Genomic DNA, 24,684 nt, shown 5'->3' on the forward strand with positions numbered 1-24,684 from the left:
CTTTGCGGTTGACAGGGGGCGGGGGCAGGGCAAGAAACCCTTGATGCGAAATGGATTGCCATACGTCGCGCCGGGTCAGGTTATCGGGCTCTTGGGGGGATCGTTTGATCCGCCCCACCAAGGACATGTGCATATCACTCGCGAGGCACTGCGCCGGTTCGGGCTGGACCGGGTGTGGTGGCTGGTGTCACCGGGCAATCCGTTGAAAGAGCGCGGCCCGGCGGCGCTGAGCCGACGTATGGCGGCGGCGCGCGAGATCATGCAGCACCCGCGGGTGCATGTCTCGGATTTCGAGGCGCAGGCCGGAACGCGCTATACGGCAGAGACGATTGTCAGGTTGCAGGCGGCCTGTCCGCAGGCCCGGTTTGTCTGGCTCATGGGCGCGGATAATCTGGCGCAGTTTCACCTCTGGAAAGACTGGCAGGAGATCATGGCGCGGGTGCCGGTTGGTGTGATGGCGCGCCCGGGTGATCGGGTCGAGGCGCGCACGGCCAAGGCGGCGCAGGTGTTCCGGCATGCCCGGATCGCGCCGCGGCAAAGCCGCGCGTTGGGGCAGGCAGCAGCTCCGGCATGGTGTTTTGTCAATGTGCCGATGGTGGATGTCAGCTCGACCCGTATCCGTGCCAGCGGGCGCTGGCGCTAGGGTTTGCGGGGCAGGGCGGCGCTGGTGATCCCGGCGCCGATGATGAGGGTAAGTCCGCCCCATGTCAGAGGGTCCGGCAGGTCGCCAAAGACAAGCCAGCCAAGCGCGACGGCGCCGACAAGTTGGAAATAGACATACGGGGCAAGTGCGGCGGCTTCGGCGCGGGCATAGGCGAAGAGCAACAGGAAGTTGCCTCCGAGCGAAAAGACCGCGCTGGCGATTGTCAGGCCCACGAGGGCAGGTGTCAGGGCGGGCGTGAGCATCCAGCAGAACGGGGTCAGCACAAGGGCGCTCAGGAAAAGCTGTGTGAACAGAAGGCTGCCGGGGCGGGCCACGGTCGAGAGCCAGCGTGAGGCGGTGAGAAATGCGCCGTAGAACGTGCCTGCGAGAACGGCAAACGCCATGCCGGGACCCATGCTGAGGCTGGGGCGTACCACGAGCAACACGCCGACAAAGCCGACGGCCATGAGCAGCGTGCGCAGGGGCGTGACCTTTTCCCCCAGAAGCAGCACGGAAAGTGCGTAGCTGACGATGGGGCCAACGAAAAAGGCGGCAAAGACATCCGCGACGGGCGCATGTTTCAGGGCGAACTGGATCGAGGTGATCCCGCCAGCCAGCAGCATCGCGCGCAGCCAGATGCGCCAGTCGCGCAGGGCGCGCAGCGTATCGGCCCGCGCCAGGGGCAGTGCGATCAGGCTGCCCAGCACAAAGCGCGACCACGCCACGAAGAGCGGGCTGACGCCGTGTTCGGTGCTCAGCAGCTTGCCTGCCGTGTCCCCGGCGGGGATCATCGACATGGCAACGAACATGAGGGCGGCGAGTTTCCACATGGGTCGCCAGTAACATGTTGGCGACAGGCTCAAAAGCACGTTCTTGGTTCTTGTAAGCCGTCGCGGGGCGGGGTTAGAATCACGGAATGAGAAAGTCATTTTCGAGACGGGTATTTCTGGCAGGGCTTTTGTCCGGGGCGGCGGTTCCGGGCTGGGCGAACCCGCCCAAGGTCTCGTTGCGCCCGGTGCTGCGCCCATCTTCGCTTCTGGCGCGCTCGGCGCCGGGGATGGCGACGCTGATCAAGGCCGCCGGGGTCAGTGGCGTTGTGGGCTGCGCGGTCGCCAATGCCCGGACCGGGGAGATGCTGGAAAGCCACGGGGCGGAAACCGGGCTGCCCCCGGCCAGTGTGACCAAGGCGCTGACCGCCCTCTATGCGCTTGAAACGCTGGGGCCGGACTATCGGTTCAAAACGCGGTTGGTGGCGGTCGGAACCCTGTCCAATGGTGTGCTGAACGGGGATCTCGTGCTGAGCGGGGGCGGCGATCCGACGCTGGACACGAACGGATTGGCCGAGTTGGCCCGCCAGCTCAAGGCCGCCGGGGTGCGCGAGGTCACCGGGCGGTTCCTTGTTTGGGGGGGCGTGTTGCCGCGGGTTGTACGCATCGACAACAAGCAGCCTGATCACGCAGGGTATAACCCGTCGGTTTCGGGGCTGTCGCTGAACTACAATCGGGTGCATTTCGAATGGAAACGGGGCGCCAAGGATTATGCCGTGACGATGGATGCGCGCTCGGACCGCTATCGTCCGGCCGTGACAGTCGCGCGCATGAATATCACCAACCGAGATCTGCCGGTCTATACTTTCAAGCAGGTCAATGGCGTTGATCATTGGACCGTGGCGCGTTCGGCGCTTGGAAACGGGGGCGCGCGCTGGCTTCCGGTGCGGCAGCCCGAGCTTTATGCCGGAGAGGTCATGCGCACGCTGGCTCGGTCTCACGGGATTGTCCTGAAACAAGCCAAGATGACCAGCGGCGCACCTCAAGGGGCTACGCTGGCGACACTTTCCAGCGACCCGTTGCGCGACATCCTCAAAGGCATGCTGAAATATTCGACCAACATCACGGCGGAAATCGTGGGGATGACCGCCAGCCGGGCCCGTGGCGCGCAGTTCAGCGATATTCGGGGATCGGCGGATGCGATGAACCAGTGGGCGGCGCAAACGCTGGGCATGGCGCATGCGGCCCTGGTCGACCATTCCGGTCTGGGAGAGGACTCGCGTATGCGGGCCAGCGAGTTGGTGCAGGTGCTGAGCCGTGCCGAACGCCAGCAGGTGCTGCGCCCGATCCTCAAGGACATTCGTTTGCGTGGGAAAAACGGCAAGGTGGACAAGTTCCATCCGCTGAAGGTGCAGGCCAAGACCGGAACGCTGCATTTTGTCAGCGGGCTGGCCGGGTATGTCAGCGCCCCCGGTGACAGCGAACTGGCCTTTGCGATTTTTGTGGCGGATACATCGGCGCGGGACCGGCTCATCGGCCCGGATCGCGAGCGCCCGCCCGGTGCGCGGACATGGAACCGCAATGCAAAGGCACTTCAGCAAAGCCTTCTGGAACGTTGGGGCGCGGTCTATGGGTCGTGATCCGGTTTGGGTCTGATCACTCGGGCGGTGGCGCGATGATTTCGACCCACATGTTTTTCAGGCCGACCGATAGCGTGAGATCAAAGAGGATCTCGGCGTTTTCCGGATGCAGGCGTACGCAGCCGGCCGACGCGGGCGTGCCCAGCCGCGCGGTCTGATCAGTGCCATGCACCGCGTAATTGCCATTGAAGAAGATGGCAAAGGGCATGGGTGCATTGTTGTAAAGAGACGAGCGGTGATACCGCGACAGGGATTGCGCGCGAAAGAGGCCATTCGGCGTGCATTTGCCGGGGCGTGCCGTGGATACCGGCCAGTCGCGAAAAATGGGCCAGCCGTCAAAGTAGACAGTAAGCGTCTGGGTTGTCTTGTTGACGCGGGCGACTACGGTTTCCGTCGCGCCCGCCGTTGCGACCCCCGGAAGGAGCGCGCAGAGAAGGGCGACAAGGAAACCGCGGAGAGACCTCATCAGGTCATGTGACGCGCCCGGGCGCCGCGTTCGATCCCGGCGGCATGGAGGCGGTCGATTTCAAGCTCGTAGCGGATTTCCTCGAGCAGGCGCAATTCCGGTTCCGCCAGCGAGCCGTCGGCGGCGGCCACGTCACAAGCCAGCGCATAGGCCGTTTCATAAAGCCGCTCGGGCAGGTTGTCGCGCACGAGGCCGAAAAGCGCGGCCAGCCCGTCCTCCTGCTCGAAGAGGTCGAACACGATCTGGCTCACTGTTTTCAAACGGTCGACATCGTATTCACCAAAGACGGGCAGGTTGTTCACCGCCGTCTGGATCTTGATCAGTTCGGCGGTGCGGATGGTTTCATCGCTGGCCGAAATGGCGACCATGACAGCCACGAGGCAGTCCTGCGGGGTAAGCGGGGTAAGAATGTCGTCTGCCACTGTCGATTTCCTCATGAATGCGGTGTTGCAGCGCAGAATATTGACTGGCGACGTCAGGAGCAATAGGAAGCGTCAGATTGCCGGATGCAATGATGTGACCGGCCGCAAAACCCCTTGCATGAACCGGAGATGGACATGTCTGACCTGCGCGACGCAGCCCTCGTATCGAAAGCCTGGCCCTTTGAAGAAGCGCGCCGGGTGCTCAAACGGTACAAGGACAAGGCGCCGGAGAAGGGATACGTGCTGTTCGAGACCGGCTATGGCCCGTCAGGGCTGCCGCATATCGGCACCTTCGGGGAAGTGGCGCGCACGACGATGATCCGCACGGCGTTCGAGGCGATTTCGGACATTCCGACCAAGCTGATCTGTTTCTCGGACGATCTGGACGGCATGCGCAAAGTACCGGGCAACGTGCCGAATGCGGAGATGTTGCAGGAGCATCTGCAAAAGCCGCTGACCTCGGTGCCGGACCCGTTTGGCGAATATGACAGCTTTGGCGATCACAACAACGCCATGCTGCGCCGGTTCCTCGACACGTTCGGGTTCGAGTATGAATTCTACTCGGCCACCGAGTTCTATCGCTCGGGCCAGTTCGACGAGATTCTGCTCAGGGCGGCAGAGCGCTATGACGACATCATGGCGATCATGCTGAAGTCCTTGCGCGAAGAGCGTCGCCAGACCTACTCGATCTTCCTGCCCATTCACCCGGAAACGGGTCGGGTGCTTTATGTGCCGATGAAAGAGGTCAACGCCAAGGACGGCACGATCACTTTTGACGACGAGGACGGCAAGGAGTGGACGCTGCCGGTCACGGGCGGCAACGTGAAGCTGCAGTGGAAACCGGATTTCGGCGCGCGCTGGGCGGCGCTGGGTGTCGATTTCGAGATGTATGGCAAGGACCACTCGACCAATACGCCGATCTATGACGGCATCTGTCGGGCGCTGGGGGTGCGGGCGCCGGAGCATTTCACTTATGAGCTGTTCCTTGATGAAAACGGACAGAAAATCTCGAAGTCATCTGGCAATGGCGTGTCGATCGACGAATGGCTGACCTATGCCTCGACCGAGAGCCTGTCCTATTTCATGTATCAGAAACCCAAGACCGCCAAGCGGATGCATTTTGATGTCATCCCCAAGGCGATGGACGAATATCATCAGCAGCTGCGGGCCTATCATGGGCAGGATCTCAAGGCGCAGCTGAACAACCCGGTGTGGCATATCCATGGTGGGGACGTGCCGCAGAGCAACATGGTGGTTCCGTATTCGATGCTGCTGAACCTCGCATCGGTGGCCGGAGCGGAAGAGAAAGACCAGCTTTGGGGCTTTATCCAGCGCTATGCGCCGGAGGCCAGTGCCGAGACGCACCCCGATCTGGATGCGGCGGCGGGATTTGCGGTGCGCTACTACAATGACTTCGTGAAGCCGACCAAGGTGTATCGCGCGCCGAGCGATCTTGAGCGCGAAGCGCTGGAAGAGCTGCGTGACAAGCTGAAAACGTGGGAAGGTGGCGCGGATGCGGACGAGCTGCAGTCGCTGGTCTTCTCAGTCGGGCGCGAGCGGTTCGACCCGATGCGCGATTGGTTCAAGGCGCTTTACGAAGTGCTGTTGGGCGCAAGCCAGGGGCCGCGTTTCGGCGGGTTCATCGCGCTTTATGGGGTTGAGGAAACCATTGCCCTGATCGAGCAGGGGCTGGCGGGCGAGCTAGCCTGATTAGAAGCCAAGCTTGACGATTTGAGATGCGTGTGACCCCGCCAATGGCGGGGTCATGTCGTTTCAGAACCCACCTAAAACGATCTGCTGCCTGTTCTGTTGCGTAATTATGCGCAGGAGGATGGAGACATGCGTGTTTTTCTTTCGTTTGTGATGGCACTCGGGCTTTGGGGGGCGGTGGCGTCCGCCAATCAGGATGACGTGAAGTTCGTGATCGAAAGCCAAATGGAGGCCTTTAAGGCCGATGACATGGCCGGGGCGTTTGATTTTGCGGCAGACGGGATTCAGAAGGTATTTGGCACAGCCGAACGGTTTGGCGAGATGGTGCGGCGGGGCTATCCGATGGTGCATCGCCCTGAAGAGGTGGTCTTTCTGGAGTTCCGCCAGGAAGCGGGATCGCTTTGGCAGAAGGTGCTGGTCACGGACCAGTCCGGCGTGGTGCATGTGCTTGACTACGAGATGATCCCGACCGAGTCCGGCTGGCGGATTGGCGCAGTCCTGTTGATGAAGCGCGCCGTCGTGGGGACATAGACGCAACGGATAAAGATTTGTTTCTTATAAGTTAAATCCCAAAGCGTAGCGTTTGGGACGGTCGTCTAAGGCCGTGAAAACCCCTTGTCTGATATTTCCCTGCTGTACCGGTTCCAGGGCCGGGGAGTGAGCCAAGCAGCGAAAAGTGACGGTGCCCCGACGAAGATGGGGTGCAGAAAGGGATTTCATGAACAAGGCGATTACGGATGGTGTGCTTTTCACGCCGCCCCAGTTCGAAAACGGGTTGGATGTCTGGTCGAGCGAGGACGGGACGCCGGGGTCCGATACCTATGAGAACGCGTTAAACGCGGCCTTCGTGCCAGCCGATCAGGATTTTGGCGGCTGCCTTGAGCTTCAGAAGACCGACAGTGTGCAAAAGCTGCGCTACATGGGCGAAACACCCATTCTGCCCGGCTGTTACCTGCGGGTCACGGCGCGGGTGAAGGCGATCAGCGGGAACCTTCCTTCGGTGCGGATCGCGGCCTGGGCCGGGAACGGCAGCCATGCCCACGTGTCCGGGCTTACCGAAACCGGGCCTTCGGTGACGTTGTCGTCATATGGCAAAATTGTCGAGGTGAGCGCGATTGTCGGCAGTGGCGGGCGCGACGGGGTCGACATGGTCTGGGGCACCGCCCCTGTCTACGGTCATTTCGGGCTGGACCTGACCGGGTTGAACGGAGGGATCATTCGGATCGACGATATCGAGATCGAAGACATCACTCACGCGTTTCACCGGGACATGATGAACTGGGTCGATGTCAAGGATTTCGGGGCCGTAGGTGATGGCAGCACCGATGACAGCGCCGCCTTTATCGCTGCGGATGCAGCCGCAAACGGACGCGCGGTGCTGGTGTCAGAAGGGGTTCACTACCTCGGGTCCGGCGTGACTTTTGACAACCGGGTCGTGTTCGAGGGCACGGTTACGATGGAGACGAATGGTATTCTGTCCCTGACCAAGAATTTCGACCTGCCCAGCTATATTGATGCCTTTGGTGACGAAGAACTTGCCTTCAAGAAGGCGTTCCAGTCGCTGCTCAACAGTGCGGACCATGAAAGCCTTGACCTCGGTGGGCGGCGGTTGACCATTTCGGCACCGATCGACCTGCAATCCGTTGTGCCCAACCGGACGTCCTACGCGCAGCGCCGTCACATCCATAACGGGCAGTTCTACGTGACCGGTGACAGCGCATGGGACCCGGATGTTGTCACCAGCCAAGCGACCTATTCCGCGAGCGACGGGCGCACTCTGCGCAACGTGGCCAATGTTGCCAATATACAGGTCGGTTCCCTGGTGACGGGCAATGGCGTGGGGCGCGAAATCTATGTGCATTCCAAGAACACCGCGACCCAGGAAGTTGTGCTGACGCAGCCGCTTTACGATGCGGAGGGCACGCAGAACTACACGTTCACCCGGTTCAAGTATATTCTGGATTTCAGCGGGTTCTCGAAGATCTCGCAGTTCCAGATCTCGAATGTCGAGTTCCTCTGCAACGAACTGGCCAGCGGTATCCTGTTGTCGCCAAGCGGCGTGGTGTTTCATCTTCGTGACAGTTTCATTACCCGCCCGCGGGATCGCGGGATCACCTCGCCGGGAGAGGGGTGTCAGGGCATGCTGATCGACCGCTGCCAGTTCCTGACCCGTGAAGGTGGCGAACGGGCGCAGGACCGGGTGACGGTGGCCATCAACACCAATGCCAACGACGTCAAGCTGCGCAACAACCGCGCCAGCCAGTTCCGGCATTTCGCCGTGATCGGGGGCACCAACTCGACCATCACCGGAAACCATTTTTTCCAGGGCGATGGTCAGGCGGACGGGGTACGCACGGCGGGGATCGTGCTGGCGCAGGGCTATACGTCGACCACGATTGACGGCAACTACGTGGACAATGCGACGATCGAGTGGACAAACGAATATGACTCGGAGCCGGAATTCACGGGCGGGTTCTCGTTCGGGGCGCTGTCGATCACGGACAACGTGTTCCTGTCGGGCGACGTGGCACCGTGGTTCGCCTATCTGGTGATCAAACCCTATGGGCAGGGCCATTTCATCACCGGCATGAACGTGACCGGCAACAAGTTCCGCTCGATCAACGGGACGATTGACCGGGTGGACCGGGTGGATACGAGCTTTGCCGGTCTGGATATGGGGCGGGGGAAGAACGTGTTCGTCTCGGGCAACACGTTCCACAATGTCACGACACCGATCTACAACCCGCTTCAGATCACCCACGAACAGAACACCGCCAGCAACACCTGGATCGTCAAATCCGAGGGGCAATTGCCCTTTGGCGGCCGCAGCCGTGGTGTGGACGCGGTGGTGGCGACGAAGGCGCTGCGCAATGGTTCGAACCAGATCACCTTTGCCACGCCCTATGTCGGGCTGCTGTCAGGGAGTGGGCAGGATGAAGTCACGCTGCACTGGGAAACCGCGATGACCGGGGATGTCACGGTAACAGTGCGTATGGACTGATCCCGATGTAGGTGAGGAATGGCGGCGCCTCCGGGGGCCGCCATTTGTCATGGGATCTGGTGCATTCGGGGGCGCGCTTCGCGCCAGACGAGGATCGCGGCGGCGGTCAGGACCAGCCCGGCACCGATCCAGGACACCCGGTCGGGATGTACGCCGAAGATCAGCGCGTCATAAAGCGCGGCAAAGGCGAGGGTCATGTAGAAGAACGGTGAGACAAAGCTGGCATCGGCGCGGGCCATGGCGTTGATGAAACAGGTCTGTGCCATCGCCATCAGGACACCGATCCCGGCCAGCGCGGCCCATTGCGCGGCAGTGGGCATCCGCCAGACAAGGAGCGCGGCACAGGTAGAAATGAACAGCCCGATCGCGTTGTTGATCAACAGGATCTGAAACGGGCGTTCGCGCCCGGCCAGTAGCTTGATGAAGATCACCTCGGCCCCCATGCTGAGCGCGGCACCGAGGGCCAGCAGGGCGCCGAATTCAAGGCTTCCTGCGCCGGGGCGCACAAGCACCAGGGCGCCGCAAAAGGCAATCGCCGCCGATCCCCAGCGCCAGGGGCCGATCCGTTCGCCCAGAAACGGGATGGCAAGAAGCATTCCGACCACCGGGTTCAGAAAGCTGATTGCGGTGGCGTCGGAGAGCGGGATGAAGGCGGCGGCGGCAAACATCAGCGACACGCCACCCCAGCCAAAGGTCGAGCGCCCGACATGCAATCCCCATGCAGGTCTAGATATGGTCGGACGCATCATGGCGGCAACGCCGGAAATGGCAAGAAAGGCGAAAAGAAAGCGGCCATGGCTGATCTGCAGGGGATGGAGTTCCGGCCCCAGCGCCCCGGTGCCAAGCGCCTTGGCCAACAAGGTTGTCCCTGCAGCGAAGGCCGAGGCCGCAATCGTGAGCACGGCGGCGAGGGCAGGGTTGGCGCTGATGGGGGGAACGCGTGTCATTCCTGCACCTTTGCGGCCAATGTTGCGCTTTCGCAAGCGTCGAGTTGGGAATCCTCTTTTCAAACGCCTTTTCCACCGCTAGAGACCGGGGCATGACCAAACACGCACATATCCTTGTTTTGCGACGCCGACGCCTGAGCGCGTAACCGGTTCCGTTTGTTCATTGCGCCACAAATTGGCGCAGACTCTTCCAACATCGTTGACGTTAATGCCCCAAGTGTTGCAGTCACAGGGCTTCACACATGCAAAAGGATGATCCGCATGATCCCGTCCGTACTTCCGACCTATTCGCGCGCACCGCTGACCTTTGTCAAAGGCGAAGGCAGCTGGATGATCGAGGCGGATGGCCGACGTTTTCTAGACCTTGGCGCGGGGATTGCGGTGAACGCGCTGGGCCATGCCAACCCGGTTCTGGTGAACGCTCTGACCGAACAGGCGGGCAAGCTGTGGCATGTCTCGAACCTTTACAACATCGAGCAGCAGCAGGCGCTGGCGGACAAGCTGGTGGACAATACCTTTGCCGACACGGTGTTCTTTACCAATTCCGGCACCGAGGCGTGTGAACTGGCTGTGAAAATGGCGCGCAAGTACTGGTATGACAAAGGTCAGCCCGAGAAGGTCGAGATCATCGGCTTTGAAGGCGCGTTCCACGGGCGTAGCTCGGCCGGGATTGCCGCGGCTGGTGGCGAAAAACTGACCAAGGGCTTTGGCCCGCTGTTGCCCGGTTTCCGACATGTGCCGTGGGGGGATCTCGAGGCGGTCCAGTCCGCGATCGGCGATGAAACCGCTGCTGTCATTGTCGAGCCGGTGCAGGGCGAGGGCGGAATCCGGCCGATGGAAGATGCCGATCTCAAGGCGTTGCGCGTGATGTGCGACGCGGCAGGGGTTTTGCTGATCTTTGACGAGGTGCAATGCGGCGTGGGCCGGACAGGGCGGCTGTTTGCCCATGAATGGGCGGGCGTGACCCCGGACATCATGATGGTGGCCAAGGGCATCGGCGGAGGCTTTCCGCTCGGCGCGGTTCTTGCGACCGAAGAGGCCGCCAGCGGCATGACGCTGGGCACGCATGGGTCGACCTATGGTGGCAACCCTCTGGCCTGTGCCGTGGGCTGTGCGGTCATGGACGTGGTGTCCGATCCCGCATTCCTTGAAGAGGTGAATACCAAGGCCGGGCTGTTCCGTCAGAAGCTTGAAGGGCTGGTGGCCGGACACCCGGATGTGTTCGAGGCGGTGCGTGGTTCGGGCCTGATGCTGGGACTGAAATGCAAGCTGCCATGCGGCGACGTCGTCGCTGCGGGGTATGGAGAAGAGCTGATTACCGTTCCGGCAGCGGACAATGTCGTGCGCCTGCTGCCGCCGCTGACGATTTCCGAAGAGGAAATCGCCGAAGCGGTGGCGCGGCTGGATGCGGCGGCCACGAAATTGGCCGCGGATGCAAAGGATTAATAAGATGAACCATTTTCTCGACATCAATAAGACCAGCGTGGATGAGCTGCGCGGCATCATCGAAGACGCCAAGGCGATCAAGGCGGCGCGCAATGGACGCCCCAAGGGCGCGCCGGATGACCAGCAGCCGCTCAAGGATCACATGGTTGCGCTCATCTTCGAAAAGCCCTCGACACGGACGCGGGTGAGCTTTGACGTGGGCGTGCGCCAGATGGGCGGGCAGACCATGGTTTTGTCGGGTAGCGAGATGCAGCTTGGCCATGGGGAAACCGTGGCCGATACGGCGCGCGTGCTGAGCCGCTATGTCGACCTGATCATGATCCGGACCTTTGAAGAAGCGACGCTTCTGGAAATGGCGGAACATGCGACGGTTCCGGTGATCAATGGTCTGACCAACCGCACGCATCCCTGTCAGATCATGGCCGACATCCTGACCTATGAAGAAAAGCACGGGTCGATTGCAGGCAAGAAGGTGGTCTGGTGCGGCGATGGCAACAACGTGTTCGCCAGCTTTGCCCACGCGGCAGGCCAGTTCGGGTTTGACCTGACCTTCTCGGGGCCGGAGCCTTTGGACCCTGAAATGGTGTTCGTGCAGGAGGCGCGCGGCAAGGGGGCCAAGGTCGAGATCGAGCGCGACCCGGCCAAGGCCGTGGCCGGAGCGGACCTGGTTGTCACGGATACATGGGTCAGCATGCATGATGCACCCTCGGCCCGCGAACGTCGCCACAACCAACTGCGCCCTTATCAGGTGAATGCAGACCTCATGCGCCATGCCAAGGACGATGCGCTGTTCATGCACTGCCTGCCAGCGCACCGGAACGAAGAGGCCACCAACGAAGTGATGGACGGGCCGAATTCGGTGATCTTTGACGAGGCGGAAAACCGGCTGCATGCCCAAAAAGCGATCATGCGGTGGTGCGTCGGGAGGTAAGTCCGACACCTGTCAACAAAACCAAGAGGGCGTCGCGCGAAACCGTGGCGCCCTTTCTTGTTTCACGTTAGGGTTGAGACGCCGCAAATTTGCCCTAAATCCGATCTAGGGCTGATCGGGGCGATTTTCTTTGAGAAAAGGGGGGGCGCAGCATGGCGTCTGATACGGCACATCACTCTGGATCACCGCGGATTGTCGTGGCGGGTGCTGGCGCTGTGGGCTGTTTCATTGGTGGGATGCTGGCGCGGGGCGCGCATGATGTGACCCTGCTCGTGCGCCCCTACATGGCCGAAGAACTTTCGCGCCAGGGTCTGACCCTCACAGATTATTCCGGTATTGACGAAGAGCTGTCTCCGGACATGGTAAGCATGTCCACCACGCCCGAGTGTCTGGCCGGGGCGGAGATCATTCTCGTGACGGTCAAGAGCGGCGCAACGAAGGACATGGCGCAGCTGATCGCACGGCACGCGCCCAAGAGTGCCGTGGTGGTGAGCCTTCAGAACGGGGTTCAGAATGTCGGTATCCTGCGCGAAATGCTGGCCGGATATGACGTGCGTGCGGGCATGGTGGGCTTCAATGTCGTCGCCATGGGGGGCGGCCGGTTTCATCGGGGCACCAGCGGCGAACTGGTGATCGAGAAGGGGCCGGGACACATCGCGTGGACGCTGAGCGTGAAAGATCTGGACTTCACTGAGCGCAAGAAAATGGCGCCTTTGCAGTGGGGCAAGCTGTTGATCAACCTCAACAACGCGCTCAATGCGCTTTCGGGATTGCCGCTCAGGAAACAGGTTCTGGACATGCGCTGGCGGCGGCTGATGGCCGACCAGATGAGCGAGGCGTTGCGGGTGCTTGAGGCGGCGGGGCTTGAGACCATCAACCCGGTTCCGGGACCAGTTCCGATGCGGCATGCGCCAAGGGTTCTGCGCCTACCGACGGTGCTTTTCCGCCTTGTTGCGCGTACGATGCTGTCCATTGATCCGAATGCGCGCAGTTCGATGTGGGCCGACCTCGCGCGGGGGCGGGATACAGAGATCGAAGAGCTGCAGGGGCTGGTTGTAAAGCTGGCGCGGGAAAACGGCATTCCCGCACCGCTCAATGAGCGTGTGCTTGAGCTGGTGCGTCAGGCCGAAAAGATCGGCACGGGGTCGCCCAAGCTGAGCCCGAAAGAGGTGCGGGGACGCAAGCGCTAGGGGCCCCGCCTGGTCTTCAGGAGACCAGGCTGTTCAGGACCAGGAAGATCACGGCCGACATCAAGGCGGCGGCGGGGACGGTGATGACCCAGGCGGCTACGATGGTCATGAAGTGCGAGCGGCGGACCAGCTTGCGGCGGCGACGCTCTTCGGGGGCGATGCGCTTGGCTGCCGGGCGGGTGGCGGCGCTTTTGCGCAGGCGGCGCTCGGCATGCCATTCGCGGAAAAAGCCCACCCCGAAAATACCCCCGACAGCAATGTGTGTCGAGGAGACGGGCAGACCCAGCCACGATGCCACGATCACCGTGATGGCCGCCGAAAGCGCTACACAGTAGGCCCGCATCGGGTTGAGCTTGGTGATCTGCTCCCCCACCATGCGGATCAGCTTGGGGCCAAACAGGAACAGGCCGAAGGAAATCCCCAGCGCGCCGATCACCATGACCCACATGGGGATTGCCACTTTGGCGGCGAAGTCGCCGAATTCGGACGCGTGCACGATTGCCGCCAGCGGGCCAACCGCGTTGGCGACGTCGTTCGCGCCGTGGGCAAACGACAGCAGAGCGGCAGAAAAGACCAGAGGCAGACCAAACAGTGCCTTGAGCGACTTGTTGCGGTTTTCCATACCCTCTGACTGTTTGCGGATCAGCGGCGCGGATACGACATAGGTGATCGCACCGGCGGCAACCCCGATCAGAAGCGCGGTGGTCAGGTCAATCTTGACGATGCGTTTCAGGCCCTTGAGCGCAAGATAAGCGGCAAAGGCGGCAGCCATGATCCCGACGAGAACCGGCACCCAGCGGCGTGCGGCGGCGATCTTGTCTTCCTGATAGATGATCTTGGCCTTGATGAAGGCGAGGAAGGCCGCCGCGATGATCCCGCCCAGCATGGGAGAGATCACCCAGCTCGCGGCGATCTTGCCCATGGTTGGCCAGCTGACAGCGGCAAATCCCGCCGCCGCGATACCAGCGCCCATGACGCCCCCGACCACCGAATGAGTGGTCGAGACCGGCGCACCCACGAAGGTGGCAAGGTTCACCCACAGCGCCGAGGAAATCAGCGCGGCCATCATGGCCCACATAAAGATTTTTGCATCGGCAAAACCGGCGGGGTCAATGATGCCCTTGGAAATGGTCGACACCACGTCGCCGCCCGCCAGAAGTGCACCCGCGCTTTCACACAGGGCCGCAATCACGATGGCGCCGCCCATGGTCAGCGCATTGGCGCCGACGGCAGGCCCCATGTTGTTGGCAACGTCATTGGCGCCGATATTGAGTGCCATGTAGGCGCCGAACCCAGCGGCGGCGACAACAACGAGGTTGGAGGGGAATGATCCGAAGAACACACTGGCCACGATGGCTGCCAGAACAATGAAGGCCAGCGCGATGCCAAGGCCGACTAGGGGGCGCGCCACATAGTTGGTGGCATATTCGACATGGGAAATGCGGTTGAGATCCTTGTCGAGCGTCGACCAGTTCTTTTGATTTGAGGATTCGGGCATCTGTTCCCCCAGACAAACAATTTGGCCGGGGGCTATCGGGGATTGAATGTGAAATCAACGGAGTTGTTACAATTCCGTTACCAGCGCGTCATATTTCTCGCAGTAGCTTTTGCAAACCGGGTTCATCAACAAGCTGGGCCGCTTCGTTCGGAGAGACCCATTTGCGGGTGCGTTCGTCGGATTCGGGAAACTCGTCGACCAGCTTCTCGACCTTGGTTTCATAGACCTGAACTTCAACGGGAACCTCGGCGCCACCGTCCAGGCGCTTGTCGTATTCGTAGGTTCCAACAGCCGATGTGTTGACCTGAGCTTTCTTGACGCCGGCTTCTTCCCAGGCTTCCTGAAGTGCGCTTCCCGGGGCGTCCAGACCGTCAATCGGCCACCCTTTGGGTAGCACCCAGCGTCCGGTGTCGCGGGACGTGATCAGCAGGACCTTGCGCTCTGTCTTGTTGTCGCAAAAGCACAGGGCGGCGACCTGAAGCCGTTTGGGGCGTCGCAACAAGGGTGTGACCACGCTTGAAAGCGCGTTCTTGAGGGCATCCGTCATGGGTTTCTGCTCTGTTCGTCCGTTTTTGTCTGTGCTTTGTATATACGTTGTTTTGGTGGGGTTCAAGGCTTTGATTGGAAAATGTTGGTTTTTGTGTGGAAATGACCGAATTCAGCGCCGTCGGGGCTTGGCGCGCAACGTTGGGGCGGCCTCGGTCGGATCCTCGGGCCACGGATGCTTGGGGTATTGCCCGCGCATATCCTTGCGCACATCCGCGTAGGAGCTTGCCCAGAAGCCGGGCAGATCCATGGTCGTCTGGACCGGGCGGCCCGCAGGCGACAGCAGCGTAACCCGTAGCGGCGTGCGCCCCACACATGGATGCGTTTTCTGTCCGAACATCTCTTGCAGACGCAGTGCGATTTCCGGGTGTTCGCCGGAATAGTCGATCGGTGTCTTGCGCCCCAGCGGGGTGGTGAAACTGGCCGGGGCCTCGCGGTCGAGCAACTGCATCTGGTTCCAGTCAAGGCATGCGCGCAGCGGGTCGAGGAGATCGAGCTTCTTCCAGTCCTGCGCGGTGCGCACGCCGCCGAGATGCGGCAGGAGCCAGTCCTCAATGGTTTCCATCAATGCGGTGTCGGACATGTCAGGCAGATCGTGGCCTGCGTCGCGCACCAGCGTGACACGCGCGATGAAACGTCGCGCCGCGTCGGAGAAGGAAAATCCAAGGTCGCGCACCCCGTCGAGCATGGCGCGGGCGATGGCGTCGTCGGGGGCGTCTTTCCAGATGCGGTCATCCAGCGGCACCGCGCCAAGGCGTTCCTGCGCGCGTGCCACGACGCGACGGTCGCGCTTGGACCATGTGCAGGTTTCGACCCACGCGATCTGGTCCTCAAAGAGCGCGCGAAGTTCGGCTTGGGAAATCTGGATCGCCTGACGGATGCGCGCTTCGCGGGGATTGCCGTCGGTGTCGGTGACGACGATGAACGGGGCGCTGGCCATCGGGTCGGCCTCGTCCATCACGGCGCCCTTGCCGCCCGAGAGGACAAAGCGGGGCGCGTCGCCCTTGCGGTGACCGCCGATGCGGTCGGGATAGGCGAGTGCGGCCATCTCCGCAGGGTTCAGGCCGTCTTTGCCGGATGTCTTCGTGGATTTGGCAAGGCGCTTGGCCTCGTCGCGGATGGTATTGAGAGCGGCGCGGTTGACCTGAAACGGGCGGCGGTCGGTGAAGTGTTTGAGGTCGCTCAGCGCCTCAAGGCGCAGGGCGAGATCGACCGGGGCATTGCGCGCCAAAGGATCACGTGCGGCGAGGAGCGCGGCGAGCGGGGCGGCGGAGGGTCCGGCGATGGTCAGCATATGCGCAAGGCGCGGGTGCAGCGGAATGCTTGCCAATATGCGCCCGTGATCAGTGATCCGATTTTGGGCGTCGAGCGCTTCGAGCATGCGCAACACCGCCTGTGCCTCGCCATAGGTGCCGGGGTTGGGTTGGGTCAGAAAGGCCATGTCTTCGGGCGAAGCGCCCCATTGCGCCAGTTCGAGGGCAAGGCCGGTGAGATCGGCGGCCTCGATCTCAGCAGGGGGGAAGGGCAGGAGCCCGCCTTCTTCGCCCTTGGTCCAGAGCCGGTAGCAAACGCCCTCGGCCACGCGGCCCGCGCGGCCCTGGCGTTGTGTGGCCTCGGCGCGGGTGACGCGCTCGGTGACAAGGCGGGACATGCCCGAGCCGGGATCAAACCGGGCGCGGCGGGCGCGGCCTGCATCGACCACGACGCGGATATCCTGAATGGTAAGCGAAGTTTCCGCGATGGAAGTGGCCAGCACCACCTTGCGCCCCTGTTCGGCGGGGCGGATCGCGGCCTGTTGATCTTTGAAGGGCATGGCGCCGAAAAGCGGGCGGATGGCGCAGTCAGCGGGGAGTTTGAGCTGTGCGGCGGTGCGACGGATTTCGCCTTCGCCGGGCAGGAACACGAGAATGCCGCCCTCGGTTTCCTTGGCGGCCTGTTCGATCAGCCGGGCTGTGGCGGCTTCGAGCCGGTCGTCCTTGCGCATCGGCGTGCCCAGCCAGCGGGTTTCGACAGGAAAGGCGCGGCCTTCGGAGGTGATGACCGGAACGTCGCCCATCAACGCAGCGACAGGGGCGGCATCGAGCGTGGCCGACATGACCAAAAGCATCAGATCGTCGCGCAGGGCATCCGCAATTTCCAAGGAGAGCGCCAGCCCGAGATCGGCATTGAGCGAGCGTTCGTGAAATTCGTCAAAGATGACCGCGCCAATGCCCGACAATTCGGCGTCGGACTGGATCATGCGGGTCAGGATGCCTTCGGTGACAACTTCGATGCGGGTGGATTTGGAGATACGGCTTTCGACCCGCACCCGGTAGCCAACGGTTTCGCCTGCGCGTTCACCAAGGGTCTGGGCCATGCGCTCAGCGGCGGCGCGGGCGGCGAGGCGGCGCGGTTCCAGCATGACAATCCGGCCCTTGGTCAGTCCCGCCTCGAGCATGGCGAGCGGCACAACAGTGGTTTTGCCCGCGCCGGGGGGCGCTTGCAGAACCGCACGTCCGCAGGCATTGAGCGCCGCCAGCAGCGGCGGCAGGGCGTCATTTATGGGCAGGGTCGTCATGCGCCCCCTTATCCGGCAAGGCTTGGGCGAGGTCCAGTCAGTCCTGACGATAGAGCGTGGCGCTGCCGTGGCGGGTCTTGACCCGGAGTTGGGTGGCGCGCCATGTCGCGCCCGTGTTTCGGTAGGTCACGGAAATGGGGGAGGTCTTCATTTCGGCCAGTTCCTCGGCGGAATAGCCGCCGATCCGGTCGTAGGTGCCCGAGCAGGTCACGCTGTCGCCATCGTTGCTGCGGCTGGTGAGCGTGATCCGCACGAGGCGGGTGCCGTCATACTGGGTTTGAGACAACTGGCAGAGTGTTTTGGCGTCCTGATCCTGCAGGACCTGCCACATCAGCGTCATTGGATCATGAGCGCCGCGCAGGTCGGCCTCGGGGATTGGGGTGGCCGGGTCCTGTGCGCCTGCCACCTTGACCGGAAGCGTGCCCGAGTATTCCAGGCGCGTTTCCGAGACGCGGCGGCCGGTGTCGATCGACCCGTCATAGGTAATCGGGCGATAGCTGCCTTGTGAAATGCGCCCGCGCGCTGAAACAGAGAAACGAATACGGCGCAACACCCCGGCAAGCCCGGTGGTGCGAAAGCCGCCCGAGCCGGTGTAGGACGTTGCATTCTCGGAAACGGTCAGGCGCAGTTCCCCGACCTTGAGGCCGAAAGCATGCACGGACCAGCCCTGCGTTTCGGCCAGAGAAGGGGTGGCGGCCATCAGGGCTGCGGCACAGGGAAGCGCAAGCGCAGGAAATCGGCGCGCGCGCCGGGGGCGGGCTGGACAAAGACGGCTGTGACGCGGCATGTACGCTTTCCAACAGGATCAGACAGGTTTGGGCCATGGATATCGCAGATTTGCGCGACAGGATATTGAAACAGGACCGCCGGGCACTGGCAAGGGCGATCACCCTTGTCGAAAGCGCGCGGGCCGACCATCGCGCGCATGCAGGGGAACTGCTCGAGTCCCTGCGGGGCAATGGCAAGCAGGCTTTGCGTATCGGTCTTTCCGGCACGCCCGGTGTCGGTAAATCCACCTTCATCGAAAGCTTTGGCATGATGTTGACCGCCAAGGGGCTCAAGGTGGCTGTGCTGGCGGTCGATCCGTCCTCGGCGCGGTCAGGCGGGTCGATCCTTGGGGATAAAACGCGGATGGAGCGGCTCAGCCGCGATCCCAACGCCTTCATTCGTCCTTCTCCGAGCCAGTCACACCTTGGTGGTGTCGCCCGCCGCACGCGCGAGGCGGTGGCGCTTTGCGAGGCGTTCGGGTTTGACGTAGTGCTGATCGAAACCGTGGGCGTGGGGCAATCGGAGACGGTTGTCGCGGAAATGTCCGACCTGTTCCTGTTGCTGCTGGCCCCGGCGGGCGGAGACGAGTTGCAGGGTGTGAAGCGCGGGATCATGGAAATGGCCGATATCATCCTTGTGAACAAGGCGGATGGCGAGCTGAAATCCACGGCGATGCGCACCTGTGCCGATTATGCCGGGGCGCTGCGTTTGTTGCGCAAACGCCCGCAGGATCCGGAAGGGTTCCCCAAGGCGATGACGGTGTCGGCGTTGCAGGAAGACGGGCTGGAAAAGAGCTGGGACGAGATGACCGCGCTGACCGAGTGGCGGCGCGAAAGCGGGCATTGGGATATGCGGCGCAGCGCGCAGGCCGATTACTGGTTCCACGAAGAAGTGCGGCAGGGGGTACTGGCTCTGTTGGAAAACGGCGATGTGAAGGCCGCGATTGACCAGTTGGGCGCGCGGGTGAGCGCGGGCGAGGTGACGCCGTCCGCAGCGGCGGATCGCGTGCTGGGGATGCTTGACCTCAAGACCGGCTGAGCGGGGGGCGGGCTTTGTGGGGGCAAGCGCGAAAAGCTTTGCCTGAATCACTTGACGCCCCCCGCGTTTCGGCCTAATGACCGCGAACGAAATTCCGGGCGCGGCCTTGGCGGCGCCCCTTTGCATTGACGGGGTCCGCTCCCCGTGGACCGAAAAACGAGGATGTACCCATGTCGCGCCGTTGCGAACTGACCGGAAAAGGCCCGATGACTGGCAACAATGTCAGCCACGCCAACAACAAAACCAAGCGTCGTTTCCTGCCCAACCTGAACGACGTGACCCTGCAGTCCGAGACCCTGGGTCGTGGCGTCAAGCTGCGCATCTCGGCGTCGGCGCTGCGCTCGGTGGATCACCGTGGCGGCCTGGACGCGTTCCTGGCAAAAGCCAAGGACGACGAACTGTCGGCCAACGCGCTGAAGGTCAAGAAAGAGATCGCCAAGGCACAGGCCGCAAACGCCTGATCTGCTTGCGAAAATCGCTTTGAGAGACAGCCCTGTCCGGATCGGACGGGGCTGTTTCCTTTTGTCGCTATACAATCTCGAATGTCCGTGGCTATATGCGGCGTGATGGCAAAGCTGCGCGCATATCTTTCCGGCGTTCTGGTGCTGGTGCTGGTCCTGACGGGGCACAGCATGGCCATTGCGCGGGGGATGCCGGGCGCGTCCGGCTACGCGGAATACTGTATCAGCGAAACCGCTGTCATGGTGCCCGTGGACGGGGAAGGCAACCCAACTGGCCCGGCGCATATCTGCCCCGATTTCAGCCTGTCCCTTCTGGATTACGTGGCGGTTGCGCCTGTGGTTGCGGTGCCTGTGAGCGGCGGCGTGAGTCGCCTTGAGACGTGGCATGTGGCCTCGGTTCACGCGATTCGCGTGGTGGTGGCCTCGGCGCGGGCTCCGCCTGTTTTCTCGTAAGTTCCAAACAAAACAAGAAATCTTACGACTGAAAACGGACTGGAGACCAGAATGTCCTTTAAAACCTTGTCTTTTGCGGCCATTGCAGCCGCATCGTTTGCCCTGCCTGCCTTTGCTGAAAGCATCATCGCGGTGGATGACCCCTATGCGCGCGTCTCGACCAAGATGTCGAAATCCGGCGCGGCCTTCATGGTGATCGAAAACAGCGGTGACGAAGATGATCGCCTGATTGACGTGAAATCCGACATTGCCAAGAAGGTCGAACTGCACACCCACAAGGATGATGGCAACGGCAACATGTCGATGGTGCATGTTGAAGAGGGGTTCGTGATTCCCGCAGGTGGCAAGCACATGCTGATGCGGGGCGGTGATCACGTGATGTTCATGGGGCTCAACAAAGGGCTCGACCATGGCGATATCGTCGGCGTGACGCTGGTGTTTGAAAAAGCCGGTGACGTGACGCTGGAGATTCCGGTCGATCTTGAACGCAAGCCTATGCACGGCATGAAGCACGGCAACTGACGCCATTCGGGACGCTCCAAAATGCGTCCTGAGAGGAGCGTTCCGTCTCGGGCCACCCTGCCTGCAGGGTGGCCTTCGGCGAAACGCGAAAAAGACGGACCCGGTGGGGTCCGTTTTTTCTTTGCCGTGATCCCTAGCGGTGGCGGTCCAGTTCGGCCTCGACCCATTGCGGCACGGTTTGGGATGCAGGGCCAAAGCAGGTCTCGGCAAAATCGGACACGGTGGCGGAGGGTTCGAGATTAATCTCGATCGTATGGGCGCCGTTGCGGGCGGCTTCCTGTACGAAAGCCGCAGCCGGGTAGACCTCGCCCGAGGTGCCAATAGATGCAAACAGGTCGGCCGTGGCCAGATGCTCCCAGATCGTATCCATGTGATAGGGAATTTCCCCGAACCAGACCACGTCGGGACGCGTCGCGGGTGCCTTGCAGGCGGGGCAGGGGTCGTCATTGTGCATCTCGGGTGGTGCGGTCCAGCGCGCGCCACAGGCCGCGCAGAGCGCGCCCGCAAGTTCACCATGCATGTGTAGCACGTTCCTAGACCCCGCCCGTTCGTGCAGGTTGTCGACATTCTGGGTGACGATCACCACTTCGCCGGGGTGATCCCGTTCCAGGCGTGCCAACGCTGTGTGGGCGGCATTCGGGCTGGCACCAGCGGCGTTGGCACGGCGCGCGTTGTAGAAGGATTGCACAAGATCGGGGTTGCGGTGGAACCCCTCGGGCGTGGCGACATCTTCAAGATCGTAGCGGGTCCAGAGTCCGTCCTTGTCTCGAAAGGTGCCAAGGCCGCTTTCCGCGCTGATGCCCGCGCCGGTGAGGATGACGATCTTGCCAGTCATGAAATGCTCCCAGAGTGTTGGATCGCCCCAACCTTGCAGGACCGGGACACAGCGGCAAGGGGTGCTTGACCTCTGTTGGGCCGTGGCGGACATAGAGTTGTGGAAACAGGAGGTCACGCCATGAAGGTTCTGTTCGTGTGTCTGGGCAATATCTGCCGGTCCCCGGCCGCGGAGGGTGTGTTTCGGGAGATGATGCCCGAAGCCGAAACCGACAGCGCGGGCACGGGGGGTTGGCATGTGGGCGAGCCGCCTTATGGGCCGATGCAGGCGGCGGCCCGCGCGCGGGGTTATGACCTGTCCGACCTGAGGGCACGCCAGTTTCGCCGGGACGATTTCGAGACGTTCGATCTGATCATCGGGATGGATAGCGACAATATCGCCAACATGGAGCGCCTGCGTCCAAATGGGAACGAAACCCCGTTGGTACTGTTCACGGACTATGCCCCCGACAGCGGGGCACGCGAGGTGCCGGACCCTTATTACACCCGCGATTTTGACGGGGCGCTTGACCTTGTGGAGGAATGCGCAAGCGGTCTGAAGGCTGCCTTGTCCTGAGACCTGTTACGGAGGCGCGGCCGCATTGAACATGGCGCGGGCGGGAATGGGTTTTTGAATTCCGAAAAGTGAGCCTAGCGCTCGAGCACCCGGAACGTGCCGTCGAGCCAGGGAAAACGCTCCACGGCCGGGGTGATCAATTCCTGACGGATCAGGCTGCGCATGGTTTGCGCGACATCGCGGGGCACCGTTTCGGCCCAATCCCGGCGGGCATAGAGCGAGATACGGCGGCTGAAGGGTTCAAACGGCAGAGGGTGGACCGAGACGCGTTCATGGAACCGGGACGCCCGTAGATAACTGAGCGGGGTGGTGATGGCCCAGCCGATGCCGCGCGACACCATGGCCAGAAGGGTCGGGTTGGACCCGATTTCGAAGCGGTTGGGAAATTGCAGGTCGAGGCGTCTCAGGTGGGCTTCGATCTGGCGTGAAATCAGTTGTTGGTGGTCGTAGCGAAGCAAGGGCAGCTCATCGAGCACGGCTTGCACGTCTTGCGCTGCGGCGGCGGCATCTGCGGGAACAACCAGGATGAAGGGATCGCGAGCAAGCGGGTATTCGGTAATGTCAGCTTGAACTTCGCCCGCCGAGGCCGCGATTCCAAGGTGGAGGCTATTGTCGAGCAATCCCCGCGTGATCTCGTGGCTGGGGGCCGTGATCAGCGAAAACTGGCATTGCGACAGGGACTCGGCAAGGGTTGTGACAAGGCGCGGCGTAAGATCGTTGTCGAAATCGTCGATGATGCCCATGTTGAGCTTGGTCAGATGGGTCAGGTCCATGACCGAAAGTTCGGATTGAGCAAGGCGCAACTGGGCAAGGACCGCGCTCGTGCGCGTCAGATATGCACGCCCCGCTGTCGTCAGCTGCATGGGACGTTTGCCATGATCCAGAAGCGCCGTACCGACGGCTTTCTCCAGGTTGCGAATCTGCTGGGATACGGCAGGCTGGGACAGGCCGGTTGTCTCGGCAGCCTGTGCCACCGAGCCGGATGCCGCCAGCGCTTCGAACACTTCGAGGCCTCGCAGGGTGATGCCTTTTTTCAGCATGCAATGTCTCCGACAGATTTGCCTTTTGTGAAACTGGCGAGGGCCGACGTCAAGTCGGAACGCCGCAAGCTGCCGGCAGACAGGGCCTAGCGCAGATGCCCGCACGACGCGGCGACGACCGTGCCGAATTCCTTGTATCGGCTCCAGAACTGTTCATGTCCGCGCGTGTCGGACTGACGGATTTCCTGTGCTTTGTGAGGGTCGGAAAAAAACGAGGCGGCAAGGCGTTGATCGGCGCGGGACAGGTTCTGGTTGGCGACCTGTTGAATACAGTTGCACATGGGGCGCGTCGCGGCCTTGCGATCAGAGCGCATGCACGCGCGGCTAAGGATGCCAGCGTCGCTTTTGGATGGCATGAACGGGATTGCAATCGCGGCGATCGCCACCGCAAGAATCAAGGGTCTGGTCATGTCTGCCTCATGGTCTCAAGACCGGCGCCCGTGTTTTCACGGTGTCATCCGGAATTGTTTCTTGCGGCAGAGTATGGGCAATTCGGGCGGGAATTTCAATTGGTCTCAGAATTGCAGCCAGATACCGAATTTGAACCGGGCCGGGCGGTCCGGCGACAGTATGACCGACGTGGTGAGGAAACTGCTCTTGCCGATCGCCTGGGCGTGAGTGGGCGTCATGGTAAAAGTTGCCGGTTTTCCGGTTTCCTGTTCAGCGGTGAATTGTATCAGGATCTTGCTGTCCGCGCCAAGCGTGACCCCGAGCGTGGTTTCAAGTTTGCCGATGGCACGGCGCAGGCGGGGAAGATAGGTCAGGGTCGCATCTGCGGACATCCAGCCATGCCTGCCCAGCAGGGTCACGTTGCGCCCCCAGCTGATCCCGGGCCGCAAGGCGACGTCCGTACCCTGAAAGGCCGCTTGAGAGCCCAGCCCGAACTCGACCGCGACCCTTGCCCGATCGCCGCGCCAGATGGAACGGCGGGCAAAGGCGATGGCCTTGCCGTACCCAAGCGTGTCCGCGCCGATGTCGAGCCCGAGAGTCCAGTCGTTGCGTGCCCCGTACTCATAATAAAGGGAGGTATAGCTTTGTTCGGCGAGCTGGGGGTCGGACGGGCTTTCCAGTGCGAGGGAGAGAAAATGCGTTCCGGGCGCACGCGGCCAGGGGCCTGCCAAAGCGGCGTCGGCAGCTAGGAACAGGCCAAGGATGCAGGTGAACGGACGGAACATGGGAGCCTCCAGTCAAGCATTTGGTGATCTTGATGAATATTGTGTTAACGCCTTGCATCTCGATGGGGTGAAA

25 protein-coding genes are annotated in these 24,684 nt (G+C 62.0%); 13 read left to right on the forward strand and 12 right to left on the reverse strand.

The window, feature by feature from the left end; genetic code table 11:
• Window positions 1-43 precede the first annotated feature (43 nt).
• Window positions 44-643 (forward strand): nicotinate-nucleotide adenylyltransferase, encoded by a 600-nt coding sequence (locus BMZ35_RS17340; protein WP_093095618.1) that lies wholly within the window; start codon window positions 44-46, stop codon window positions 641-643.
• On the opposite strand, the gene BMZ35_RS17345 is transcribed toward BMZ35_RS17340, so the two are convergent.
• Window positions 640-1,473, reverse strand: coding sequence for a DMT family transporter (locus BMZ35_RS17345; protein ID WP_093095621.1), 834 nt, complete (start codon window positions 1,471-1,473; stop codon window positions 640-642). The genes BMZ35_RS17340 and BMZ35_RS17345 overlap by 4 nt on opposite strands.
• A gap of 86 nt (window positions 1,474-1,559) precedes the next feature.
• On the opposite strand from BMZ35_RS17345, the gene dacB reads away from it, so the two are divergent.
• Complete coding sequence (dacB, locus tag BMZ35_RS17350; RefSeq protein WP_093095623.1) at window positions 1,560-3,050, forward strand: D-alanyl-D-alanine carboxypeptidase/D-alanyl-D-alanine endopeptidase; 1,491 nt, start codon at window positions 1,560-1,562, stop codon at window positions 3,048-3,050.
• A gap of 16 nt (window positions 3,051-3,066) precedes the next feature.
• Here dacB and BMZ35_RS17355 read toward each other — a convergent pair whose 3' ends face one another.
• On the reverse strand, window positions 3,067-3,516 hold the full coding sequence (locus BMZ35_RS17355; protein WP_093095625.1) for a L,D-transpeptidase: 450 nt from the start codon (window positions 3,514-3,516) through the stop codon (window positions 3,067-3,069).
• The gene (locus BMZ35_RS17360; protein WP_093095627.1) at window positions 3,516-3,953 is read right to left on the reverse strand and encodes a tellurite resistance TerB family protein; all 438 of its coding nucleotides are present in this window, start codon (window positions 3,951-3,953) and stop codon (window positions 3,516-3,518) included. Before BMZ35_RS17360 ends, BMZ35_RS17355 begins: the two co-directional genes overlap by 1 nt.
• A 120-nt stretch (window positions 3,954-4,073) precedes the next feature.
• On the opposite strand from BMZ35_RS17360, the gene BMZ35_RS17365 reads away from it, so the two are divergent.
• From BMZ35_RS17365 to BMZ35_RS17375, 3 genes are all read left to right on the forward strand, one after another.
• Window positions 4,074-5,648: a lysine--tRNA ligase gene (locus BMZ35_RS17365; protein ID WP_093095840.1), complete on the forward strand. Its 1,575-nt coding sequence runs from the start codon at window positions 4,074-4,076 to the stop codon at window positions 5,646-5,648.
• A 129-nt stretch (window positions 5,649-5,777) separates the two neighbouring features.
• Complete coding sequence (locus tag BMZ35_RS17370) at window positions 5,778-6,179, forward strand: DUF4864 domain-containing protein (protein WP_093095629.1); 402 nt, start codon at window positions 5,778-5,780, stop codon at window positions 6,177-6,179.
• A gap of 187 nt (window positions 6,180-6,366) precedes the next feature.
• Window positions 6,367-8,649, forward strand: coding sequence for a glycosyl hydrolase family 28-related protein (locus BMZ35_RS17375; RefSeq protein WP_093095631.1), 2,283 nt, complete (start codon window positions 6,367-6,369; stop codon window positions 8,647-8,649).
• A gap of 47 nt (window positions 8,650-8,696) precedes the next feature.
• On the opposite strand, the gene BMZ35_RS17380 is transcribed toward BMZ35_RS17375, so the two are convergent.
• Window positions 8,697-9,596 carry a DMT family transporter gene (locus BMZ35_RS17380; protein ID WP_093095634.1) on the reverse strand — a complete coding sequence of 300 codons (900 nt, stop codon included), beginning with the start codon at window positions 9,594-9,596 and terminating at the stop codon, window positions 8,697-8,699.
• A 261-nt stretch (window positions 9,597-9,857) separates the two neighbouring features.
• On the opposite strand from BMZ35_RS17380, the gene BMZ35_RS17385 reads away from it, so the two are divergent.
• The 3 genes from BMZ35_RS17385 (at window position 9,858) to BMZ35_RS17395 (ending at window position 13,163) form a co-directional block, all read left to right on the forward strand.
• Window positions 9,858-11,042 carry an aspartate aminotransferase family protein gene (locus BMZ35_RS17385; RefSeq protein WP_093095842.1) on the forward strand — a complete coding sequence of 395 codons (1,185 nt, stop codon included), beginning with the start codon at window positions 9,858-9,860 and terminating at the stop codon, window positions 11,040-11,042.
• Between the two features lie 4 nt (window positions 11,043-11,046).
• A complete protein-coding gene (gene argF / locus BMZ35_RS17390; RefSeq protein ID WP_093095637.1) occupies window positions 11,047-11,973 on the forward strand; it encodes an ornithine carbamoyltransferase in 927 nt (308 codons plus the stop codon).
• A gap of 152 nt (window positions 11,974-12,125) precedes the next feature.
• On the forward strand, window positions 12,126-13,163 hold the full coding sequence (locus BMZ35_RS17395; RefSeq protein ID WP_093095641.1) for a 2-dehydropantoate 2-reductase: 1,038 nt from the start codon (window positions 12,126-12,128) through the stop codon (window positions 13,161-13,163).
• A gap of 16 nt (window positions 13,164-13,179) precedes the next feature.
• On the opposite strand, the gene BMZ35_RS17400 is transcribed toward BMZ35_RS17395, so the two are convergent.
• The 4 genes from BMZ35_RS17400 to BMZ35_RS17415 form a co-directional block, all read right to left on the reverse strand.
• A complete protein-coding gene (locus BMZ35_RS17400; protein ID WP_093095644.1) occupies window positions 13,180-14,661 on the reverse strand; it encodes an inorganic phosphate transporter in 1,482 nt (493 codons plus the stop codon).
• 88 nt (window positions 14,662-14,749) lie between these two features.
• Window positions 14,750-15,208, reverse strand: a complete 459-nt coding sequence (locus tag BMZ35_RS17405; RefSeq protein WP_093095650.1) for an NUDIX hydrolase — start codon at window positions 15,206-15,208, stop codon at window positions 14,750-14,752.
• 111 nt (window positions 15,209-15,319) lie between these two features.
• Complete coding sequence (hrpB, locus tag BMZ35_RS17410; protein ID WP_093095654.1) at window positions 15,320-17,764, reverse strand: ATP-dependent helicase HrpB; 2,445 nt, start codon at window positions 17,762-17,764, stop codon at window positions 15,320-15,322.
• A gap of 37 nt (window positions 17,765-17,801) precedes the next feature.
• Window positions 17,802-18,464, reverse strand: coding sequence for a DUF3108 domain-containing protein (locus BMZ35_RS17415; RefSeq protein WP_165610120.1), 663 nt, complete (start codon window positions 18,462-18,464; stop codon window positions 17,802-17,804).
• A gap of 122 nt (window positions 18,465-18,586) precedes the next feature.
• On the opposite strand from BMZ35_RS17415, the gene meaB reads away from it, so the two are divergent.
• The 4 genes from meaB (at window position 18,587) to BMZ35_RS17435 (ending at window position 21,006) form a co-directional block, all read left to right on the forward strand.
• Entirely contained in the window at window positions 18,587-19,570 is a 984-nt protein-coding gene (gene meaB, locus BMZ35_RS17420) for a methylmalonyl Co-A mutase-associated GTPase MeaB (RefSeq protein ID WP_093095661.1), read from the forward strand.
• A 170-nt stretch (window positions 19,571-19,740) separates the two neighbouring features.
• Window positions 19,741-20,031 (forward strand): 50S ribosomal protein L28, encoded by a 291-nt coding sequence (gene rpmB / locus BMZ35_RS17425; RefSeq protein WP_093095665.1) that lies wholly within the window; start codon window positions 19,741-19,743, stop codon window positions 20,029-20,031.
• A gap of 81 nt (window positions 20,032-20,112) precedes the next feature.
• Window positions 20,113-20,484, forward strand: a complete 372-nt coding sequence (locus BMZ35_RS17430) for a hypothetical protein (RefSeq protein ID WP_165610121.1) — start codon at window positions 20,113-20,115, stop codon at window positions 20,482-20,484.
• 51 nt (window positions 20,485-20,535) lie between these two features.
• Window positions 20,536-21,006 carry a copper chaperone PCu(A)C gene (locus BMZ35_RS17435; RefSeq protein WP_093095670.1) on the forward strand — a complete coding sequence of 157 codons (471 nt, stop codon included), beginning with the start codon at window positions 20,536-20,538 and terminating at the stop codon, window positions 21,004-21,006.
• Between the two features lie 133 nt (window positions 21,007-21,139).
• Here the strand turns inward: BMZ35_RS17435 and BMZ35_RS17440 are convergent, their stop codons facing one another.
• The gene (locus BMZ35_RS17440) at window positions 21,140-21,841 is read right to left on the reverse strand and encodes an NAD-dependent deacylase (protein ID WP_093095672.1); all 702 of its coding nucleotides are present in this window, start codon (window positions 21,839-21,841) and stop codon (window positions 21,140-21,142) included.
• Window positions 21,842-21,961: 120 nt separating this feature from the next.
• On the opposite strand from BMZ35_RS17440, the gene BMZ35_RS17445 reads away from it, so the two are divergent.
• Entirely contained in the window at window positions 21,962-22,396 is a 435-nt protein-coding gene (locus BMZ35_RS17445; protein ID WP_093095674.1) for a low molecular weight protein-tyrosine-phosphatase, read from the forward strand.
• A 74-nt stretch (window positions 22,397-22,470) separates the two neighbouring features.
• On the opposite strand, the gene BMZ35_RS17450 is transcribed toward BMZ35_RS17445, so the two are convergent.
• The 3 genes from BMZ35_RS17450 to BMZ35_RS17460 form a co-directional block, all read right to left on the reverse strand.
• The gene (locus BMZ35_RS17450; protein ID WP_093095677.1) at window positions 22,471-23,436 is read right to left on the reverse strand and encodes a LysR family transcriptional regulator; all 966 of its coding nucleotides are present in this window, start codon (window positions 23,434-23,436) and stop codon (window positions 22,471-22,473) included.
• An 86-nt stretch (window positions 23,437-23,522) separates the two neighbouring features.
• On the reverse strand, window positions 23,523-23,846 hold the full coding sequence (locus BMZ35_RS17455) for a hypothetical protein (RefSeq protein ID WP_093095680.1): 324 nt from the start codon (window positions 23,844-23,846) through the stop codon (window positions 23,523-23,525).
• A 105-nt stretch (window positions 23,847-23,951) separates the two neighbouring features.
• Complete coding sequence (locus tag BMZ35_RS17460) at window positions 23,952-24,611, reverse strand: hypothetical protein (RefSeq protein WP_093095683.1); 660 nt, start codon at window positions 24,609-24,611, stop codon at window positions 23,952-23,954.
• Between the last annotated feature and the right edge of the window lie 73 nt (window positions 24,612-24,684).

It is taken from the genome of Shimia aestuarii (assembly GCF_900114635.1).
Taxonomy (GTDB): Bacteria; Pseudomonadota; Alphaproteobacteria; order Rhodobacterales; family Rhodobacteraceae; genus Shimia; species Shimia aestuarii.

Bases quoted from the DNA above. Each gene is read 5' to 3' on its own strand.
- BMZ35_RS17340 (WP_093095618.1), top strand. From the start codon at position 44: ATGCGAAATGGATTGCCATACGTCGCGCCGGGTCAGGTTATCGGGCTC.
- BMZ35_RS17345 (WP_093095621.1), bottom strand. From the start codon at position 1,473: ATGTGGAAACTCGCCGCCCTCATGTTCGTTGCCATGTCGATGATCCCC.
- dacB (WP_093095623.1), top strand. From the start codon at position 1,560: ATGAGAAAGTCATTTTCGAGACGGGTATTTCTGGCAGGGCTTTTGTCC.
- BMZ35_RS17355 (WP_093095625.1), bottom strand. From the start codon at position 3,516: ATGAGGTCTCTCCGCGGTTTCCTTGTCGCCCTTCTCTGCGCGCTCCTT.
- BMZ35_RS17360 (WP_093095627.1), bottom strand. From the start codon at position 3,953: ATGAGGAAATCGACAGTGGCAGACGACATTCTTACCCCGCTTACCCCG.
- BMZ35_RS17365 (WP_093095840.1), top strand. From the start codon at position 4,074: ATGTCTGACCTGCGCGACGCAGCCCTCGTATCGAAAGCCTGGCCCTTT.
- BMZ35_RS17370 (WP_093095629.1), top strand. From the start codon at position 5,778: ATGCGTGTTTTTCTTTCGTTTGTGATGGCACTCGGGCTTTGGGGGGCG.
- BMZ35_RS17375 (WP_093095631.1), top strand. From the start codon at position 6,367: ATGAACAAGGCGATTACGGATGGTGTGCTTTTCACGCCGCCCCAGTTC.
- BMZ35_RS17380 (WP_093095634.1), bottom strand. From the start codon at position 9,596: ATGACACGCGTTCCCCCCATCAGCGCCAACCCTGCCCTCGCCGCCGTG.
- BMZ35_RS17385 (WP_093095842.1), top strand. From the start codon at position 9,858: ATGATCCCGTCCGTACTTCCGACCTATTCGCGCGCACCGCTGACCTTT.
- argF (WP_093095637.1), top strand. From the start codon at position 11,047: ATGAACCATTTTCTCGACATCAATAAGACCAGCGTGGATGAGCTGCGC.
- BMZ35_RS17395 (WP_093095641.1), top strand. From the start codon at position 12,126: ATGGCGTCTGATACGGCACATCACTCTGGATCACCGCGGATTGTCGTG.
- BMZ35_RS17400 (WP_093095644.1), bottom strand. From the start codon at position 14,661: ATGCCCGAATCCTCAAATCAAAAGAACTGGTCGACGCTCGACAAGGAT.
- BMZ35_RS17405 (WP_093095650.1), bottom strand. From the start codon at position 15,208: ATGACGGATGCCCTCAAGAACGCGCTTTCAAGCGTGGTCACACCCTTG.
- hrpB (WP_093095654.1), bottom strand. From the start codon at position 17,764: ATGACGACCCTGCCCATAAATGACGCCCTGCCGCCGCTGCTGGCGGCG.
- BMZ35_RS17415 (WP_165610120.1), bottom strand. From the start codon at position 18,464: ATGGCCGCCACCCCTTCTCTGGCCGAAACGCAGGGCTGGTCCGTGCAT.
- meaB (WP_093095661.1), top strand. From the start codon at position 18,587: ATGGATATCGCAGATTTGCGCGACAGGATATTGAAACAGGACCGCCGG.
- rpmB (WP_093095665.1), top strand. From the start codon at position 19,741: ATGTCGCGCCGTTGCGAACTGACCGGAAAAGGCCCGATGACTGGCAAC.
- BMZ35_RS17430 (WP_165610121.1), top strand. From the start codon at position 20,113: ATGTCCGTGGCTATATGCGGCGTGATGGCAAAGCTGCGCGCATATCTT.
- BMZ35_RS17435 (WP_093095670.1), top strand. From the start codon at position 20,536: ATGTCCTTTAAAACCTTGTCTTTTGCGGCCATTGCAGCCGCATCGTTT.
- BMZ35_RS17440 (WP_093095672.1), bottom strand. From the start codon at position 21,841: ATGACTGGCAAGATCGTCATCCTCACCGGCGCGGGCATCAGCGCGGAA.
- BMZ35_RS17445 (WP_093095674.1), top strand. From the start codon at position 21,962: ATGAAGGTTCTGTTCGTGTGTCTGGGCAATATCTGCCGGTCCCCGGCC.
- BMZ35_RS17450 (WP_093095677.1), bottom strand. From the start codon at position 23,436: ATGCTGAAAAAAGGCATCACCCTGCGAGGCCTCGAAGTGTTCGAAGCG.
- BMZ35_RS17455 (WP_093095680.1), bottom strand. From the start codon at position 23,846: ATGACCAGACCCTTGATTCTTGCGGTGGCGATCGCCGCGATTGCAATC.
- BMZ35_RS17460 (WP_093095683.1), bottom strand. From the start codon at position 24,611: ATGTTCCGTCCGTTCACCTGCATCCTTGGCCTGTTCCTAGCTGCCGAC.